This window comes from Vibrio sp. 10N.286.46.A8 (genome assembly GCF_041470165.1).
Taxonomy (GTDB): Bacteria; Pseudomonadota; Gammaproteobacteria; order Enterobacterales; family Vibrionaceae; genus Vibrio; species Vibrio tasmaniensis_A.
This window is the reverse complement of sequence record NZ_JBFRLX010000068.1, coordinates 14,709-32,676: the sequence shown is the minus strand read 5'-3', so window position 1 is coordinate 32,676 and position 17,968 is coordinate 14,709. Positions and strand designations below refer to the sequence as shown.

Genomic DNA, 17,968 nt, shown 5'->3' with positions numbered 1-17,968 from the left:
TGGTCACGATGCTGACGCTATCAACGCGGCTATCGAAGCGGCTAAAGCGGATCCTCGTCCGACTCTAATTTGTACTAAAACAGTAATCGGCTTTGGTTCTCCAAATAAAGCAGGCACGCACGACTGTCACGGTGCACCATTAGGGGCTGACGAAATCGCAGCAACTCGTAAACAACTAGGTTGGGAGCACGGTCCTTTTGAAATTCCGTCGGAAGTTTACTCAGAGTGGGATGCGAAAGAAGCAGGCGCAGCTAAGGAAGCAGCGTGGAACGAGAAACTTGCAGCTTATGAAGCAGCATACCCTGAGCTGGCAGCTGAATTCAAACGCCGCGTAAACGGTGATCTTCCTGCTGAATGGGAAGAGAAAGCATCGGCAATCATCGCTGATCTTCAAGCTAACCCAGCAAACATCGCATCACGTAAAGCATCTCAAAATGCTCTAGAAGCGTTCGGTGCTATGCTACCTGAATTCATGGGCGGCTCTGCTGACCTTGCGCCTTCTAACCTGACTATGTGGTCTGGTTCTAAGTCTCTTGAAGCAAATGACTTCTCTGGTAACTACATCCACTACGGTGTACGTGAATTCGGTATGACGGCTATCATGAACGGTATCGCTCTGCACGGTGGTTTCGTACCATACGGCGCAACGTTCCTAATGTTCATGGAATACGCGCGTAACGCTATGCGTATGGCTGCTCTGATGAAAACTCAGAACATCCAAGTTTACACGCACGATTCTATCGGCCTAGGCGAAGATGGTCCTACTCACCAACCAGTTGAGCAGATCGCTTCTCTACGTCTGACTCCAAACATGAGCACATGGCGTCCATGTGACCAAGTTGAGTCTGCTGTTGCTTGGAAACTGGCAATCGAGCGTAAAGATGGTCCTTCTGCACTTATCTTCTCTCGTCAAAACCTTGCACAACAAGATCGTGACGCTGAGCAAGTAGCAAACATCGCTAAGGGTGGTTACATCCTGAAAGATTGCGCTGGCAAGCCAGAGCTTATCCTTATCGCAACTGGTTCTGAAGTTGAGCTAGCGGTTAGCGCTGCTGCTGAACTAACAGCTGAAGGCAAGAAAGTACGCGTAGTCTCTATGCCTGCTACTGACGCATTCGACAAGCAAGACGCTGAATACCGTGAGTCTGTACTTCCATCTGACGTTACAGCACGTATCGCTGTAGAAGCTGGCATCGCTGACTTCTGGTACAAGTACGTTGGTTTCGGTGGCAAGATCATCGGTATGACAACGTTCGGCGAATCTGCACCAGCAGGCGAACTATTCAAGATGTTTGGTTTCACTACAGAAAACGTAGTAAACACAGCGAAAGAGATTCTTGCTTAGTCTTGATTAAATTGCCTCGCCCTTAAATGGGGTGATGCATAATTAGTTCTACAATAACAAACGTATAAAGTGAAACTAAAAGGCCTGACTTCGATAGTCAGGCCTTGATCACCGCTTAACAGAAATGTCCAACGTTACAGGATCATTTCACATAGCTGGCTTTTTGTTTACCAGAATCTTAACTCTCTACTTATCACTCCACACTGCCATCTCGTTGCCACTTGGCTCTCTGAAATGGAAACGTCTGCCGCCGGGAAAACTGAATATCTCACGGTTTATCTCTCCACCAGCATCAGTCACATCACGCTTGGTTTGCTCAAGATCTTCGCTATAGAAAACCATCAACGCTGCGCCACTTTCAGCATTCGACGCCAGATCCGCTAAATAGAAGCCACCCATTAAGCCTTTACCTTCAAAAGCAGAATACTCAGGGCCATAGTCTTCGAAGCTCCAACCAAACACTTGGCTGAAAAACGCCTTAGTTGCGGCGATGTCTTTCGCAGCAAATTCAATGTAGTTAATAGAGCCGTGTTCCATAGCGGATTCCTTCTGCTTTATACGTTTGCCTTGTGATATTAAGGCAGGGCTTGAAGATCTAATCTTAGACAATTACGCCAAGTGACATCACTTTTTACGAACGACAGGGTAATCAGAGCCATGCAGTTCTTGCACAAAGCCAGAACCATCGCCACTGTGCGTGATCCATACTTTTTCTTTTGCTCGCGTCATTGCCACGTAAAACAAACGACGCTCTTCCGCATAAGGGAACACATCCGAAGATTCAGTCAACGCGCCATCAATGTGCAATTGTTTCTTCTTCGCGGGGAACTGTCCTTCATCAACGCAAAGAATAATCACGAAATCCGCTTCTTTACCCTTACTCGCGTGACAAGTCATGAAGCTGATATCAATTGAGGTATAGATCTTTTTCCAGTCTTCCAACAGCTCTGGTTTGTGGTAATGATTTCGCCCAAGCAACATCACTGATTTATTCGCTTTACCTTTTGCTTGCCTGTTTATCTGATCGAGGATCTTCTCAACTTCTTTGCTTGGCGCACTATAAACCGACTTCTGCTTCTGTTGTTTGAAGCTGTTGAGCTCTTTTGGTAGTTGAATCGGGTTTTCCTGCACAAAGCGATTGGCAACCGAACCTAACTGATTGTTAAATCGATAAGTCGTATCTAGATGATGAATTGTCGAGCTCTCAAAACGATCTTTAAAGCCCGTCGTTAGATCAACATCTGCACCCGCGAACTGGTAAATTGACTGCCAGTCATCACCTACGGCAAAAATAGAAGCTTGGTGCTGCGCTTTCGATTGATTGCACAAGGCTTCAACCAAGGCTAAACGATCTGGTGAGATATCTTGATATTCATCGATCATGATGAACTTCCAAGGCGAAATGAATTTCCCCTTCTCGACATACTGTGTCGCTCGGCTGATCATGATTGAGAAGTCGATATGATTCTGTTCTTTCAATTCCTTTTGCCAAGCGGTTACGCATGGCCAACACAGTGAAAGCTCGCTATTGAGGCGCGTATAGTCACGGTGATCAATCAGTTGTTGCTGTACTTCTTTTTTCGTTAAACCCGATGCATTCAACTGTTCAAGTTGCTTTTCAAGCCAACCAATCAATTTAAGATTTGAAACATGACTACCTAGCTCATCATCACCGGTTAAATAAGCAATTGGCCATTTAGACAAGTGCTTTTGCCAACGTTTAAAGTTGGTCGGCGTCATCCAGTGCTTCTTCAACCAATCAATGCACCATGCTTGGCGTTGGTTGTCATCGAGTGCGAGCGGAGAAATAACCACGCGTTCGGGTTCAACTTGATTCAGTATCTTTAGACCCAACTGGTGGAAAGTACTGACTTGCACCTTCTCGGCTGCTATGCCAATTTTGCTGTTAAGGCGCTGCTTCATCTCTTCCGCGGCTTCACGACCAAAGGCGAGCAGTAACAACTCTTCAGCTTGAGCTTGGTGGCTTTGCAATAAATACGCGACGCGAGCGGTGAGAACACTGGTTTTACCTGAGCCTGCGCCCGCTAAAATAAGGTTGTGATCATCATTCATCAAGACCGCATATTGTTGCGATAAGTTCAGGGGTGACGACTCACATTGAGCAAACAATACTTCCCAATTTTGTCTTTCTGTCTCTAACCACTGTTGATTCCTCTCGGCTTGCTGAATTTCCGTTTCAGACAACCATGGCTGCATTCGAGCAATGCGGTTTGGCATGCGCTGTGCCGCTTCCTCTAGAGTCATCGTCATATTTTCCAGACCTGCGTTGACCATGTCGACCCAAGTCTTCACTTTAGAATGCGGTAGGAAAGCAGGAAGTTGCTCAAGACGTGTCAATTCATCTTCCCATTGAGGAACGTGCTCTGCCAACTGTTCACATTGTCTGTCATGCCACTTCTGATAAGCAGCAACCGATGCGCGCGCAAATTGACGACATTGTTCCCATGGAAGGCCTTGGACTAACCAGCTTCGCTGTTTGCCATCTTGTTGATTAGCAAAAAACTGCAACGATCCCCAAAACAATCCGCGCTTTATCGCGATCTTGCCACTCCAAATAGTGAAAGGGATACGTTCTTCACTGCCTACTGAAGATAACAGCAGGCGTGGACCATCAAGCTCAACTTGATGATATTCATTTTGAATAAAAAACTGTGCAGTCTTATTAGCGCTTAGCTGCATTGGAGCGTGCTCTTTAATTGGGAATATTGAATTTATATCATGATGCAGTGAGAATTAATAATGTCTCACTGCTTATCGACGCTTTCATGACCACCTAGGGGCAATTATGGATAAGTATCAAATTCTTGTGCTTGATTTCTGTTAGGATTATGGTTTTAGTGTGTCAAGTGAGCGACTGTGGACTTCTCAGCAAAACTACGCCTTTATTGGGCGAATAAAACCATAAATTACAGCGTATTAATTCTCATCACTCTGCTCGGTGTTGTAGTACCTGCTTGGTATTATGGTCAAAACACACTGATCACACCATTAATTTTAGGGGTTATTGCTGCGGCTCTTGCTGAAAGTGATGATAGCTTTACCGGACGTTTGAAAGCACTCACGCTAACCTTTATCTGTTTTGCCGTTGCAGCCTTCTCTATTGAGATTCTCTTCGATACGCCTTGGCTGTTCGCGATAGGGCTTTTCGTTTCAACCTTCTCTTTTATTATACTTGGGGCAATTGGCCCTAAATATGCCAGTATCGCATTTGGATCATTACTTGTGGCTATCTACGCCATGCTTGGGGCTCACGAGAGCACTAACCTTTGGTTTCAACCTCTACTATTGTTAACGGGCGCAGCTTGGTACTACTTCATGTCGATGATTTGGCAGATCGTATGGCCGATGCAACCAGTGCAGCAAAACCTAGCAACAGTATTCGATCAAATCGGCAATTACATCGGCTCTAAAGCAGAGCTCTTCTATCCAGTTTCAGATTTGATTCCCCAACCACATCGCATTATTGAAGCCAAACTCAATGCTAGCACTGTTAACGCGCTCAACATGTGCAAAGCAACGCTACTCAACCGCTCTAAGCGCGGACACATTGACGGACCGAGTGACCGATTCCTTAATACTTACTTCATCGCACAGGATATTCATGAACGCGTAAGCTCCAGCCACTACCGTTATCAAGAACTGGCAAAACACTTTGAGCGATCAGACGTTTTATTTCGATTTAAGTATCTGCTCGAAGCCCAAGCTAAAGCTTGTAAAGAAGTGGCAAGCTCACTGAAGGTTGGCGCTGAATACCAACATGGCGAAAAATCTGTTCTGGCACTGGATGAACTGATGTCTTCACTTAATCATCTGCATCAACAGAACAACCCAGAATGGAAATCACTGCTCAACCAGTTGGATTACTTATTTAATAACCTAGCTACCGTCGAAAAACAGCTATCAAATATAAGTAACCCAGATGCAGAAAAACTAGAAGAAGGCGTACTGGACGATACCAACCCTCATACTTTGACGGCGATGTGGCATAAGATCAAAGCCAACTTGAACACCGACTCGATGCTATTTCGTCATGCAATTCGTATGGCGATCACTTTGACGATCGGTTACGGAATTATCCAAGGTTTTGAGATTGAAAGAGGTTATTGGATTTTGCTAACAACACTGTTTGTGTGCCAACCAAACTACAGTGCAACGCGACAAAAGCTGACGGCTCGTGTCATTGGCACCGTCGCAGGCTTGTTGATTGGAGTACCGTTGTTGACCTTTTTCCCATCTCAAGAGAGTCAGCTGGTATTCATTGTGGTCAGTGGCGTGATGTTCTTCGCTTTCCGTATCAATAACTACGGTTTCGCGACCGCCTTTATCACACTGCTTGTGCTCTTTTGCTTCAATCAATTAGGGGAAGGCTACGCAGTTGTATTGCCAAGACTAGCAGATACCTTCATTGGCAGCGCGCTCGCTGTTTTAGCGGTTAGCTATATTTTACCGGACTGGCAATCAAAACGACTTCACAAGGTGATGGCAGATGCGCTTGATTCCAATAAAGATTATCTCGCTCAGATCATTGGTCAATACCGTGTAGGCAAAAAAGACAGCCTTAGCTATCGTATTGCACGCCGCAGTGCACATAACAATGATGCAAATCTGACTGCCGCTGTTAGTAGCATGCTGGTTGAGCCGGGTAAGTATCGTACATCTGAAGATGAGAGCTTCCGATTCCTAACACTCAATCATGCACTACTCAGCTATATCTCTGCTCTGGGAGCTCATAGAACACGTATCGATGACGAAGCAACACACAAACTGGTACTGGACGCACACAGAGTAATACACGAGCATCTCGACGCTCTCAACGACCAGCTGTTTTGTCATCAAGAACAATGCGAAGTAAAAAACGCTTACGATCCTGAACTTGATAAGCGTTTAAGTGAATGGAGAGAAGAGGATGAGAGCTCTGTTAGAATGGTTCTACAACAGCTACATTTGATTTATCGAATGCTTCCAGAACTGCATACCTTAGCCACAAAATTTGCAGTTAAAGTTAAGATTGAAAAGCCGCTTGAAAAAGAAGTTTCAAGATGAAAAACAAAACAACAGTAAAAACAAAAAGATAACGAAACTGCTCATTTTTTGAACACTCCGTGTGTTTATACATTGCTCTACCAAAAGGCTCATCTAGGTAGAGCAACCACTTGCCTACCCTTTATCTACAAGGGCCGTTCAAATCTTACACGCATGTAAACTTGCTGACTTTGATTGACTCATCCATAACTTTGCCTAACATTCCTCGGACAAAAAACAACCAAAGGGATCTATAGTTGTCTTAGTTTTAGGAAACTTCAAACTTCATTTAATATTCACTTAATCTTGTTTGATTTATTGAATCAGTAAGCTATGCTCTATTGAGCATATGGATTTGAACTAAGGTCTCATTATGAATACACAGCAATTTGAAGCATTTAAGCAGAAAATACAGCTCCTTAACCCGCAGCAATTGAAAGCACTTCAAGGTGAAATAGACGAAAACCTTGAAACAGATCAACCTTCTCTTTTGACAGATGAAGAGTTAAACGTACTGAATGAGTTGTTCAATTAATAGACTAATGTCACTATTTTAGCTTAAATCCACCTGATCTTAGTAATTTGTAGCCGTTCTCCATTGCACTCAAAATATCGTCCGCCTAGACTCATTTCATACGTCAATAAAAGGTTCTGCTATGTCGATATCTGGTATTCAATCTGGTTACGCCATCATTCAGCAGTCAACCAACATGGCTGAAGAAGCCGCTATCGAGCTTAACCAAAACTCCAAACACTCTCCAAAAACCAACGACACTTTCCAAACTAGCGATTTGAGCTTCAATCAAATAGAACCTGAACAACCCATTTCGTTTAAAGAGAAAGAGCCTGAACCAGCTTCTTCCTCTACTGAAGCGTTATTAAAGCTGACACAGAGCGCAAATTACAACCGTGTTGGTGCGAGTGTGGTTGATCGTCAAAACGAAGCCATTGGTAGCCTTCTCGATATCCATATCTGATTCGAGCTACTATTTATCGATTTGATGGTTACCCTCTTTTTGACTAACAAATGGCTCTAAATCCATACAAACTGTAACTCATTATATCAGGCACTTGTTTCTGGTTTATTACTCGGTAGAATCAGCGCAAATCAATTTTGCTGCACAAACTTTACTTCATACTATTTATGCCAAAACTAAATCTGCATCGCCGTGACTATGTTTCTATTTTAGGAGGCGACATCTCCGCAGACGAATTAGAAAAGAAGCTCCATCCTCATTTTGATAAGCCAGTGAATAAACTGACTCCGAGCCCTTACCTGACTGAAAAAAACCTTACACGTCGCTGGGCGGCTCTCGATAATGCAGACTCGCAGCAAGAACTGCTCGACCCTCATACTCAAAGCCAGATTCAGGCTTATGAGAAAAACATAGAGCACTTTATTGGCACGGTAAAAGTCCCTGTTGGTATATCTGGCCCTTTAAGAGTCAATGGCCTGTTTGCTAAAGGCGACTACCTAGTCCCACTTGCAACCACTGAAGCGGCGCTTGTCGCGTCGTATAACCGTGGTTCAAAGCTGATCACAGCTTGTGGTGGTGCAAGTGCAATGTTGCTCAATGAAGGCGTAACACGCACTCCTGGTTTCGCATTCCAAGGATTAGTTGAAGCAGGACAGTTTGTGGCATGGGCAGTGACCCAGTATGACCAATTTAAAACCTTAGCTGAATCAACAACGTCGCACGGCAAACTTACCGACATCAATATCAACATCGAAGGTAACCATGTTTACTTGGTGTTTGAATTTCTAACCGGAGACGCTTCTGGTCAGAATATGGTAACTATCGCGACCAACGCTGTATTTGAGTACATCATAGAAAATACGCCGGTTAAGCCCGATCATGCTTTCCTTGATGGCAACTTATCAGGCGATAAGAAAGCCAATACACAAACCTTGCGCAGCGTTCGTGGTAAAAAAGTCACAGCCGAGGTCAATATCTCTGCTGAACTTGTCGCTAAGTACCTCCACACCACACCAGAGAAGATGGTGCAGTTCGGACAAATGACCACAGTCGGTGGCGCTCTAAGCGGTACGATTGGTATCAATGCTCATTATGCCAATGCACTTGCTGCACTCTACATTGCTTGCGGTCAAGACGCGGCGTGTGTTGCTGAGTCTGCGATTGGTATGACTCGTATGGAGCTCAACAAAGAAGGTGGTTTGTACGCGAGTGTAACGCTGCCTAACTTGATGTTAGGAACAGTCGGTGGCGGTACTGGCCTACCAAGCCAAAAAGCGTGTCTCGATTTACTAGGGCTACACGGCAACGGTAAATCACAAGCCTTAGCTGAGGTTTGTGCGGCTTTATGTTTGGCGGGTGAGCTATCGATTGTAGGCGCATTCTGTGCGGGTCACTTTTCGCGCGCTCATCACAAGTTAGCGCGCTAGTTTCTGTTATAAAACCTTAAACCGACCGTTGTCACGCATTGAGTGAGTTGTGTATGGATTACTTACATTTATCGCGAGTGAGCCTTAAACACCTCACTGCGCTTCATATTATGCTGAACACCCACAGCGTCACTCAAACGTCAGAGCAACTCTTTGTCAGCCCTTCGAGTGTCAGTAAAACTCTGTCTCAGCTACGTGACATCCTTAACGACGAGCTTTTCTATCGGGACGGCACTAAGCTTATCCCGACTCCCTTTGCCCTGAAAATAGCGCCCACTGTTCACGCGATTCTTTCCAGCATGAACGGGTTACTTCACCAAAAGAGTTTTACTCCTCAGGAGTATCAAGGCAGCTTTTCACTTTCGATGCGTGAAAGTACCTTCGAAGTGTTTGCCTCGAAGATCAGCAAAATCACCACGGAACTTGCACCAAGCGCCAAACTTAATATCTATTCGAAACAAGAACTTGGATTCGATGCTTTGCTCAGTGGTAAGGTCAACTTGATCCTGTTGCCACACGATATCTCTCAACCCCCAACGGATAATAAAGAGCTGGTGTGGGAAACGATTCTTCCTGATGAAATGGTTTGTTTGATGGGTGCACACCACCCTCTCGCTCAGCAAGAACTAACGGTTGAAGGCTATTTAGATTACAAACACATTGGAATCTTAGATAACGAACTGTCTAAGCCTTACTTTGAGCAAAACTTAGTGCAATGTCATAAGCCTAGAGATATGGCGATATCGGTAGCGGACTTTGGCGCGGCTGCGGTGCTATGTCACCACACACCTTTCTTGTTCACTTGCTCAAAACAATGGGCTGAGCATGCCAAACAAGCACAAGGTTTGGTAAGTAAGCCGCTTCCTTTTGATTACGGAAAAGTAGCGTATAGTTTGGTATGGAACAAGCCAAACATGAATGATCAGGCGATCAAATGGTTGTGTGACTTGTTTTTAGAAGCCTAGACCTTTGTTAGAAGCAGATTGAACTAACAAGACTGGTTTTATAAAGACTGAAATTTGATAAGAGACTAAGTATATACCTCAGGGGTTTGCATTGCTCTTTGAACAATTGAGTAGAGCTTATCGTGAAAGCTCTGCATTTGTTGTTCGGTGCATTTAGGCCACTCTAAAGCTTCGCCAATTACCCCATGATGTTGAAACGCATTTAACCGAATTCGAACATCACTTGGCAAACCCTTCAAGTAATACCCGACCTGCTCTACCTCGATATCTAGGTCACTTTTATTAGGAATATGCAGTAACCGAACTTCATGTAATTTGCCTTTATCAGCTAAGTAGTTAATGGTTTCAAACACTCGATGGTTCCCTCTACCCACTAACCATTGATGCGTTTCAGATTGCCATGATTTTAGGTCGATCATCGCACCATCAAGGTAAGGTAATACCTTATCCCAACCTTGCTGTGTCAACGAGCCATTACTATCAATAAAACACGTTAAGTGTGCCAATTGCGGATCGCTTTTGATCGCCTGAAATAGCTCGACGATAAACGGCAATTGCATGGTCGCCTCGCCACCCGAAACGGTAATACCGCTCAGGAAGAATTGATTGTGCCTAACCAGTTCAAGCACATCTGATACCGTCATCGTGGTGATTTTGGGGCTAGACTTATGATCACAGATATCGACGCACTGATCGCAGTTGGTACACGCTAACGGATCCCACTTCACTTTGCCTTCAATAAGACTCAGAGCACTGCTCGGGCAGCCACTCACGCAGTCTCCACAATGGTTACAGTGGTTGATGGTGTGTGGATTATAACAAGTGATGCAATCGAAATTACACCCCTGTAGGAACAGCACCAAGCGATTTCCTGGTCCATCAACACAAGAAAAGGTCAGCACACGGCTGACCTTCGCTTGTTTTTCTGTCTTATTATTTTTAACCCTAGCCATTTGAGTTGTTAGATCAGAAATTTTCATAATTCACATTGTTCGTATTCGAGAAACACATAACATGCGTACGTTAAAGCTATTCGTATGTCGGCGACATCTCTAAGCTCGCTACGCGTGGTTTACGCTCTAGTATGCCCGTATTTTTTGCAGCTTCAGCACCAAGGAAAGTGGTATTGGTGCGTGAACCTTGCTCGTCATATTTGGCAATGTCAGACAGCTTAATCATATAACCTGTCACACGAACCAAATCGTTCGATGCTACGTTAGCGGTGAACTCACGGTAACCCGCTTGAATCGCCCCTTTGCACAGGTTGAACATCGCTTCTGGATTGGACTTCACCGTTTCGTCGATGGTCAGAATGTCGCTGATACCCGACGTGTAGAACTTGTGGTGACCAGCCGTCGCACGTACGTAAGACACTGGATCCGGTTCTGTTCCATAAGGGATGCGTACACCCGGCGTCACATCTTCATCGAGGCTGATACCACCTTGAGCGTGTAACAGAGCCTTACCTTCCAGCCCATATTTCACTTCCGAGTTTTCAACAATCTCAGCCAGCTTTTCAGAAATACGATGGCCTAACTGATTTGCTTGTTCATCGTGACCATAGCGCCCTGCTTTGCCTTCTTTTTCCATTAAGATGTTAACCGCCTCAGCCATGCCATAAATACCAAACATTGGCGCAAAGCGATCTTCTTCAATTAAGCCTTCTTTGGTTAAGAAGCCTTCGAAGAAGTTAGACTCTTCATGTAAGAAGCGACTACGTGCATTCATCAATTCGATCATGATGCTGCTGTAGTTAGGTAGTACTTGCTGTAAGAAGTCTACGCTGTCTTCAGATTTCAGAGCCACTTGCTTGAGGTTCATACGTACTAGCGTGTTTGAACCACCCGCCAGAGGCAAAGAGTTGTAGCAACTCACGATGCCAAAACGCTTATCTCCGTACGCAGCGGCGTGTGCAGGATAATTGGCAATGTGCGGCTTGCTGCATTCACAGATATTGCTCGCAGCATGACGAAGCAGGTCATCAGATGTGACTGCAGGGTCGTACATAAAGGTTAAGTTAGGTGCGATCTGCTTGAGTTCAGCATCCACACGTAAAATAGTGCGACATACAATGTTGTCACTAGGGCCAATATTAACGTGCATGAAGGCATCTGGCAGCGTGCGATCCAGCATGATCCAGAACAGCTTCAGCTTTTGGTATACCTGCTCATCCGTCAAACCGCCAACAAAAGGCATCAACACATCGTCCAACTGGCCTAAGTAAACCGGAATTGAAGTCACTGATGGAACGTGATGATAAAGGATGGTGAGCATGTTCAATGCTTCGTCGAAATTAGTAGCCGCGCTAAGCTCTAAATACTTGGAGCCTTGATGTAAGTATTTAGAATAATCAGGAAGCACATAGCGCGGCTTAAATGGGGCGTGACCTTCAAACATGTCACACAGCACACCTTGTTGTAAGGCTTGCTCTACTTCATTGCTTACCGGCATATACGGCAGACTGGCTTCAGCTTCTAAGGCAAGATAGCTCGACTTCTGTTTTGGGGACAGGTTGGCATCTGAAATGATATTGCTAAAGCGTTGTTGTTGTTCTGAAAGTGTTGAAGAAGTAGATGACGCAGATTGGTGGCTCATGATTAAACCCTTAATATTCTTATGGGCTTATTTTATATCTCACACTTACATTTCCACTAATGAAATGTATGCAAGCCTACATTTCCAAAATGGAAAACACCATTTGTAACTTAGTAATTTATGAATAGATAGCTTGTAAATTTTGTGAATAGACAGTTTTTAAATTGGCCATTTGCCAATTAACGATGGTTGTTTATCGATGATTGTCGTTGGGGAAGGGAAAGAATGAGCAGAAGAGATTAGGCCGCTTAATTGAACCGTTTAGTTTAAAACGCAAGTGCGTATAAATAGAAAACCCACATAACGGATCCAAAGATCGTTGATGTGGGTTTAGTCAATTAAGCGTGAGTGCGGTTATCTGGAGTTATCTATACGTCAACTCCAGATACGTCAACTACAGACAAGTAACCTATAGATGAGGAACCACTTGTTTACGGCCTACACCCATCAGAACCTTCAAAGTACCTTGTGGGGTGTCGATTGAAAACGGTGTTGAGACTTCAACAATCGAAAAACCTGCTGCGCTCAATACATTCTGGGAGCGCTGTTCGCTGACCCCAAAATCTTCGCTGTCGTTTTCTAAGTACCAATCCCAGTGTACAAAAACCCCATCGTTTTCTAACAGAGTATAAATAAGGCTGACCGTATCTTGTAGGTTCGGAATAAAGCCACATACCGAAGAGGCTACCACTAAGTCAAACTGATTTCTGAATGCTGGGTGTTGGGCTGCAAGTCCGCGCGATAAGATATCAACGACAGGCTCTACATTAGACAGCTCTTTTTTATCTAACTCTTCAATCATCCCTTCTGAGATATCGAGAGCGATAATCTCTTTTGCAAAAGGAGATATTTTCTGGCTGAGTAATCCTGTACCACAACCAAAATCAAGGACACGGGTTCCGTTCAAATCAACGAGCTGTGTTAACTGGTCAAATGCGGACTGTGCGAATACAGCAGTAGCGGGGTCGTTATCCCAATCAGGTGCGTACTCGTCCCATTGTTTCGCCATCATGGCCTCCATCTTTACTTCTTGTAGGTTCGGAACGCCCCCAGAATAAACCAAATTAGTCAATTCGTCATAGAGTTATCATGCAAAGATGGACTATTTCTAAGATAGTCAGCACAATATTCAGATAATATGCACCGCCACCCGCTCAATATGGAAATGAAATGAACCTTTCTCAAGTCCAAGCCTTTTGTTCTGTTGCTGATTTAGGATCCGTCTCTGAAGCTGCGCGACAGCTTGAATGTAACCGAACCAAACTGAGCATGTCGATCAAAGCCTTGGAAAAAGAGTTAGATGTCGAACTGTTTGTTCGAAGCGGTAACCATGTCGAGCTGTCAGAGGCCGGTAAGGCCATATATAAAGACTGTGAAGGCATGTTGGTAACGGCAGCACGCATTAAGCAAACCTGCTTACATGTTTCGGGTGAATTCAACGCAGAGATTTGGATCGCACGCGACGATTCCCTACCCGATGAAATGTGGCAAAGTTTATCGCACGCCCTAAACAACAAATACCCTTCCACTTCTTTCAACTTCGTTCTCGCTTCTAGTGGCGACTTGGCTAATCTTGTCGAAACTCAGCAAGTTGATTTTGCGTTTGGTGTCGATTACGAGCGTGTCGACGACCCAAGAATTATCTACAACCCACTCGGCAAGATCCGAATGATGTCGGTATGTAAGAAAGGGCATGATTTAAGTGCGATGCGAAGAGTGTCGGATGAAGTACTAAGAAATTCGATGCAAGCGACCATGGTTTATCTCAATGAAAAAGATAACCCTGAGCTTGAGCCCTTCTCTCGCCGATACATTGGTTTTTCTAGCTTCGATTTTATGTTGGATACGATTCTACGAGAAGATGCATGGGGCGTAATGCCTGAGCCATTGATACGCCATTTATTGCGTGAACAGGAACTGGCGGTGATCAAGCACACTTATGGCCTGACTCAAGAAGACTACTGTATGTTTACCGCGGCAGGTATGGCAGAACACCCAGGAATGAATTGGTTAGCGGATCAGATCAGCGATTACTTGTTTGATTTCTAAAGTGTCAGATAATGTTCTATCTCGACACTTAAAATCGTCTAACAAATAGAAAGCCCTCTCTTTAGAAGACCATCACGTGATCCACTAAATAACGTCCGTCTTCTTCAACTAACACCATTTCTGCCACAAATTCGCCTTTCGCAATGGTATACGCTTGCTTCCAAACAAAGGCGATGGAATCGGAGCGTCTGAATAGCGCCACAGGCTCACGTTCAGCAAAAAATCCGTTGCTGTGTTGATAATGATGACACACCTTTTCCAGATACTCCGGCGTAACAATGTCTTTCATCCTTTGAGTAAAGTCCCTACAGTGCTGCGCATGATCAACCTTAGTTGAACCATCCATCAGGTTATCCATGATCGGGTTAGCAATCACCCACAACTCACTATCGTTGAGATCATCAAATTTCATCTTCATCCATTCCTTTTCAAGTTCAACTCAGCTCTACGCCCAAGGTTCAAACCCAAGTTTAAGGTATAAGGTTTCAGTGCGATTTCTGTAACCTTAACAGCCTAATCCTTTACACAGCTAGGCTATGAGACCTTCACAACCTATGTGTTTTACTAATCATAAACCATTTAAAGCCAGTTTCACATTTCCCGAAAAACAGTCATCGTCAACTTTACTGACACCCGAATTTACCGTTAAGCCATTGAATTATAATAACTTGAATATAAAACGGGTTACCGACATATAAACATCATCAGATAAAGTTTGTAAAGCTAGCTCAATATTAGAACAATGAAGTTATCAAAAACATCTGGAAAATATTATGTGTGACAGGAAAAGCCAAAACGAAAACCGAGTACTCTTGTTCTCAGCCCTTTTAGCATCAGGCTTCGCAATTGGCGGATTGGTGTTGGGTCTTCTCGTTGGCTCTCTAGTCATAGTATTTGACGGTGTCTATTCTCTTATCAGTTTACTGTTAACTTTATTGTCACTAGCTGCTTCGAAGTACATTAACCGCCCATCAGACAGGGAGTTTCCGTTCGGTCGAGCAATCATTGAGCCGATCGTAATCGCGATTAAAGCGATTGTGATTCTGCTTGTGGTCGGTTATTCGCTTTATTCTGCGATTGGTGCTCTGATGACAGGTGGTCGTGAAGTTGATGCTTCTATCGCAACTCTGTTTGGTATTTTCAACGTATTGGGTTGTGGTTACGCTTGGTGGTACATCGCTAACAAGAGCAAACGTATTTCTTCAGGTTTGATTCAAGCTGAGTCTAAACAGTGGCAAATGGATACGCTGTTGAGTGTGGCAGTTACGGCAGGTTTCGTTGTTGCTTGGTTGGTGGCTTACTCTCCGTTTGCTGAATACGCGGTATATGCCGATCCAATGATGATGTTGCTGATGTCTTTCTACTTTATCAAAGTGCCGTTCGACATGTTACGTGAAGCAATGCGTGAACTGCTAATGATGTCGGCAACCAAAGATATTTGTGACGCGGTAGATAAGAATGTTGTCGCTGTGGACAAAGATGCAGACCAAGATTTGGAGTTAATGGGCGTGACTAAAGTTGGTCCTGAATTAAGAATCAACGTTGATATTCATACCAACGACCAACAAGCGATTGCGGTCGATGATATTGAACGTACGCGCCGCCAACTTAAGCGACGCCTATCGAAGATGCCATATGAGCTTCAATTGAATCTCAATATCGCGAGCTAAGAGCATTCTCTCTTAAGTTCAACACTCAAGACTGAACCTCTTCAGAAGCCGACGCCTTAACCGTCGGCTTTTTGTCTCTGGTTACCCACCAGCAAGCCAGTGAACCAATCGTCACCATACAAACGCCCTGCCAAAAACTCATGCTCAATGACAAACCTAGAATCATAGAAGACAGTAAGGTCGCGAAGATTGGCGTAAAGTAAGACATGGTTGCAAGAAACACCATATTCCCCCCCAGAATCGCCGTGTTCCAAAGCGCGTAACCAGCGCCCATACAAGCCCCAGCAAGCACTAAGTCAATCGCAGCACTTGAAGTCATCACCATGCCGGTTTCATCACTCAATGCGTATTTGATCCACAGAGTGATCGCAGTAGCGATAAAGAAAAGCACAATCGCATTCTGCCCTTTAGCAACGCGTTGGGTGTAATTGCAATATACCGCCCAAATAATCGCGCCGAAGAATGCCATCGAATAGGTTTTAGGGTTGGTCGCAATATTAGCCGCGATTTGCTCGACAGAAAGCCCCTGATCGCCGCTGATACTCCAAGCCACGCCAAAAAACGCTAAGACGATACTTGGATAAACCAACCAGTTAATCTTTTTGTCACTCAGCAGTACCGCAAACAACACCGTTAGTGCAGGCCATAGATAGTTGATAACGGCCATTTCTAAGGCTTGATGTCGGCTATTTGCCATTCCTAAAGCCAGAGCTAGGAAGATCTCGTAGCACACGAATAAGGCACCACCGATCAACAAATACGATTTGGAGAAGCGCGACAGCTTAGGTAACCCCATAACACAGACCAACAACAGTGAGCTCACCGTATAAAGACTGGCGGCACCACCAATTGGGCCCAGTTGTTCTGACACACTACGAGACAATGCAATTAAGCAGCTCCATAGTAAAATGGCAGCAATGCCGTAGCAGCTATGTCGATGAGATTTCAGCACGCCTCTTCCTTCTTTTTATTGTAATTAGGTAATCAAAGCGAGCTTAAGCAAAGGTAGGCTTAAACACCACTATCGATAAGTTGCAGTAAGTAAAAATAAGTAGCCGAGCACTTAACTGTACTCGGCTATCAATCATTTACTCAAAAATCTAAAAGCAGTTAGCAGTTAGCAGTTATGCCAACAAAAGTGCTTGCAGGTCAGCCAGAGACTTAACCTGATAATGAGGGTTAATTCCTGCTGGCGTCGCTTTCTCTTGGCTGTTCAACCAACAGGTCTCAATACCAAAATCCAAGCCACCTAAAATATCAGAGTGTGGGTTGTCCCCGACCATCAATACTCTTTGCTTTGATGGCAATCCAATCAGCTTGTGCGCATGCTCAAAAATTTCCGCGTCTGGTTTAGCGACACCGACTTCCTCAGAAATGATCACATGGTCAAAGTAGTCTGTCATTCCTGTTCGTTCCAAACGGATTGACTGCAGCTCTGTGAAACCATTGGTGATGATGCCCATGTTCACTTTGCCTTTTAACGACTCCATCAACTCTTTTGCACCAGGAAGCAGAGAACAGATGTCTGCCATTGCGGCTAAAAACGCACTGTTTAGTGCTGCCGTGGTTGTCTCTAACTTTGTTGCCCAGCTTTCAAAACGCGCGTGCTTCAGTTGTGCAGCCGTAATACGGCCATCTTGGTAATCGACCCATAACGGCAAATTAACCTCTTGATACACTGAATAATCCTGTTCGCTAAAGTCCACGCCAAAACGGGAGAACATCAGCTTCATTCCTTGAAAAGCATCAAAGTGGAACAAGGTTTCATCTGCATCAAAGAATATCCAATCGTACTTCATTTTATGTCCTATTATTCGCGCGGTTGAGCAGTGCTTGTATTTATTTTCTCGTTGCCTCAAAGGCCAGATGTGCATTCTACTATCAATTTTGTGAGCCT

General features: G+C 44.4%; 16 protein-coding genes. 8 read left to right on the top strand and 8 right to left on the bottom strand.

All coding sequences use genetic code 11. The annotated features are described in order from the left end of the window. Positions 1-1,345: transketolase family protein (locus AB4232_RS08000; RefSeq protein ID WP_372086872.1), on the top strand; the 1,345-nt coding region annotated here is incomplete at its 5' end. A 186-nt stretch (positions 1,346-1,531) separates the two neighbouring features. Here the strand turns inward: AB4232_RS08000 and AB4232_RS07995 are convergent. Together AB4232_RS07995 and helD are read right to left on the bottom strand one after the other, a co-directional pair. Continuing rightward, positions 1,532-1,882, bottom strand: a complete 351-nt coding sequence (locus tag AB4232_RS07995; RefSeq protein WP_017101716.1) for a VOC family protein — start codon at positions 1,880-1,882, stop codon at positions 1,532-1,534. Positions 1,883-1,969: 87 nt separating this feature from the next. Then, positions 1,970-4,045 carry a DNA helicase IV gene (gene helD, locus AB4232_RS07990; protein ID WP_372086871.1) on the bottom strand — a complete coding sequence of 692 codons (2,076 nt, stop codon included), beginning with the start codon at positions 4,043-4,045 and terminating at the stop codon, positions 1,970-1,972. Positions 4,046-4,222: 177 nt separating this feature from the next. Between helD and yccS the strand changes: the two genes are divergently transcribed. The 5 genes from yccS to AB4232_RS07965 all read left to right on the top strand — a co-directional run bounded on the left by yccS (position 4,223) and on the right by AB4232_RS07965 (position 9,757). Next, entirely contained in the window at positions 4,223-6,409 is a 2,187-nt protein-coding gene (gene yccS / locus AB4232_RS07985; protein WP_009845575.1) for a YccS family putative transporter, read from the top strand. 352 nt (positions 6,410-6,761) lie between these two features. Beyond that, positions 6,762-6,923: a hypothetical protein gene (locus tag AB4232_RS07980; protein WP_009845576.1), complete on the top strand. Its 162-nt coding sequence runs from the start codon at positions 6,762-6,764 to the stop codon at positions 6,921-6,923. Positions 6,924-7,044: 121 nt separating this feature from the next. Then, the gene (locus AB4232_RS07975) at positions 7,045-7,365 is read left to right on the top strand and encodes a hypothetical protein (protein ID WP_009845577.1); all 321 of its coding nucleotides are present in this window, start codon (positions 7,045-7,047) and stop codon (positions 7,363-7,365) included. 167 nt (positions 7,366-7,532) lie between these two features. Beyond that, a complete protein-coding gene (locus tag AB4232_RS07970) occupies positions 7,533-8,792 on the top strand; it encodes a hydroxymethylglutaryl-CoA reductase (RefSeq protein WP_372086870.1) in 1,260 nt (419 codons plus the stop codon). Positions 8,793-8,845: 53 nt separating this feature from the next. Then, positions 8,846-9,757 carry a LysR family transcriptional regulator gene (locus tag AB4232_RS07965; RefSeq protein WP_372086869.1) on the top strand — a complete coding sequence of 304 codons (912 nt, stop codon included), beginning with the start codon at positions 8,846-8,848 and terminating at the stop codon, positions 9,755-9,757. A gap of 65 nt (positions 9,758-9,822) precedes the next feature. On the opposite strand, the gene AB4232_RS07960 is transcribed toward AB4232_RS07965, so the two are convergent. The 3 genes from AB4232_RS07960 to AB4232_RS07950 all read right to left on the bottom strand — a co-directional run bounded on the left by AB4232_RS07960 (position 9,823) and on the right by AB4232_RS07950 (position 13,361). Beyond that, entirely contained in the window at positions 9,823-10,737 is a 915-nt protein-coding gene (locus AB4232_RS07960) for a YjjW family glycine radical enzyme activase (protein ID WP_372086868.1), read from the bottom strand. Between the two features lie 49 nt (positions 10,738-10,786). Beyond that, a complete protein-coding gene (locus AB4232_RS07955; RefSeq protein WP_009845581.1) occupies positions 10,787-12,352 on the bottom strand; it encodes a YjjI family glycine radical enzyme in 1,566 nt (521 codons plus the stop codon). Between the two features lie 409 nt (positions 12,353-12,761). Beyond that, positions 12,762-13,361, bottom strand: a complete 600-nt coding sequence (locus AB4232_RS07950; protein ID WP_009845582.1) for a class I SAM-dependent methyltransferase — start codon at positions 13,359-13,361, stop codon at positions 12,762-12,764. A gap of 161 nt (positions 13,362-13,522) precedes the next feature. Here AB4232_RS07950 and AB4232_RS07945 point away from each other — a divergent pair, with 161 nt between their 5' ends. Further along, entirely contained in the window at positions 13,523-14,401 is an 879-nt protein-coding gene (locus AB4232_RS07945; protein WP_009845583.1) for a LysR family transcriptional regulator, read from the top strand. Positions 14,402-14,462: 61 nt separating this feature from the next. Here the strand turns inward: AB4232_RS07945 and AB4232_RS07940 are convergent, their stop codons facing one another. Beyond that, on the bottom strand, positions 14,463-14,813 hold the full coding sequence (locus AB4232_RS07940) for a hypothetical protein (protein ID WP_012600401.1): 351 nt from the start codon (positions 14,811-14,813) through the stop codon (positions 14,463-14,465). A gap of 361 nt (positions 14,814-15,174) precedes the next feature. On the opposite strand from AB4232_RS07940, the gene AB4232_RS07935 reads away from it, so the two are divergent. Beyond that, positions 15,175-16,071: a cation diffusion facilitator family transporter gene (locus AB4232_RS07935; protein WP_065105429.1), complete on the top strand. Its 897-nt coding sequence runs from the start codon at positions 15,175-15,177 to the stop codon at positions 16,069-16,071. Between the two features lie 25 nt (positions 16,072-16,096). Here AB4232_RS07935 and yddG read toward each other — a convergent pair whose 3' ends face one another. Both yddG and yjjG read right to left on the bottom strand, forming a co-directional pair. After that, positions 16,097-17,023 carry an aromatic amino acid DMT transporter YddG gene (gene yddG / locus AB4232_RS07930; RefSeq protein WP_009845586.1) on the bottom strand — a complete coding sequence of 309 codons (927 nt, stop codon included), beginning with the start codon at positions 17,021-17,023 and terminating at the stop codon, positions 16,097-16,099. A 172-nt stretch (positions 17,024-17,195) separates the two neighbouring features. Continuing rightward, positions 17,196-17,870 (bottom strand): pyrimidine 5'-nucleotidase, encoded by a 675-nt coding sequence (gene yjjG, locus AB4232_RS07925; RefSeq protein ID WP_017098476.1) that lies wholly within the window; start codon positions 17,868-17,870, stop codon positions 17,196-17,198. Positions 17,871-17,968: the final 98 nt, after the last annotated feature.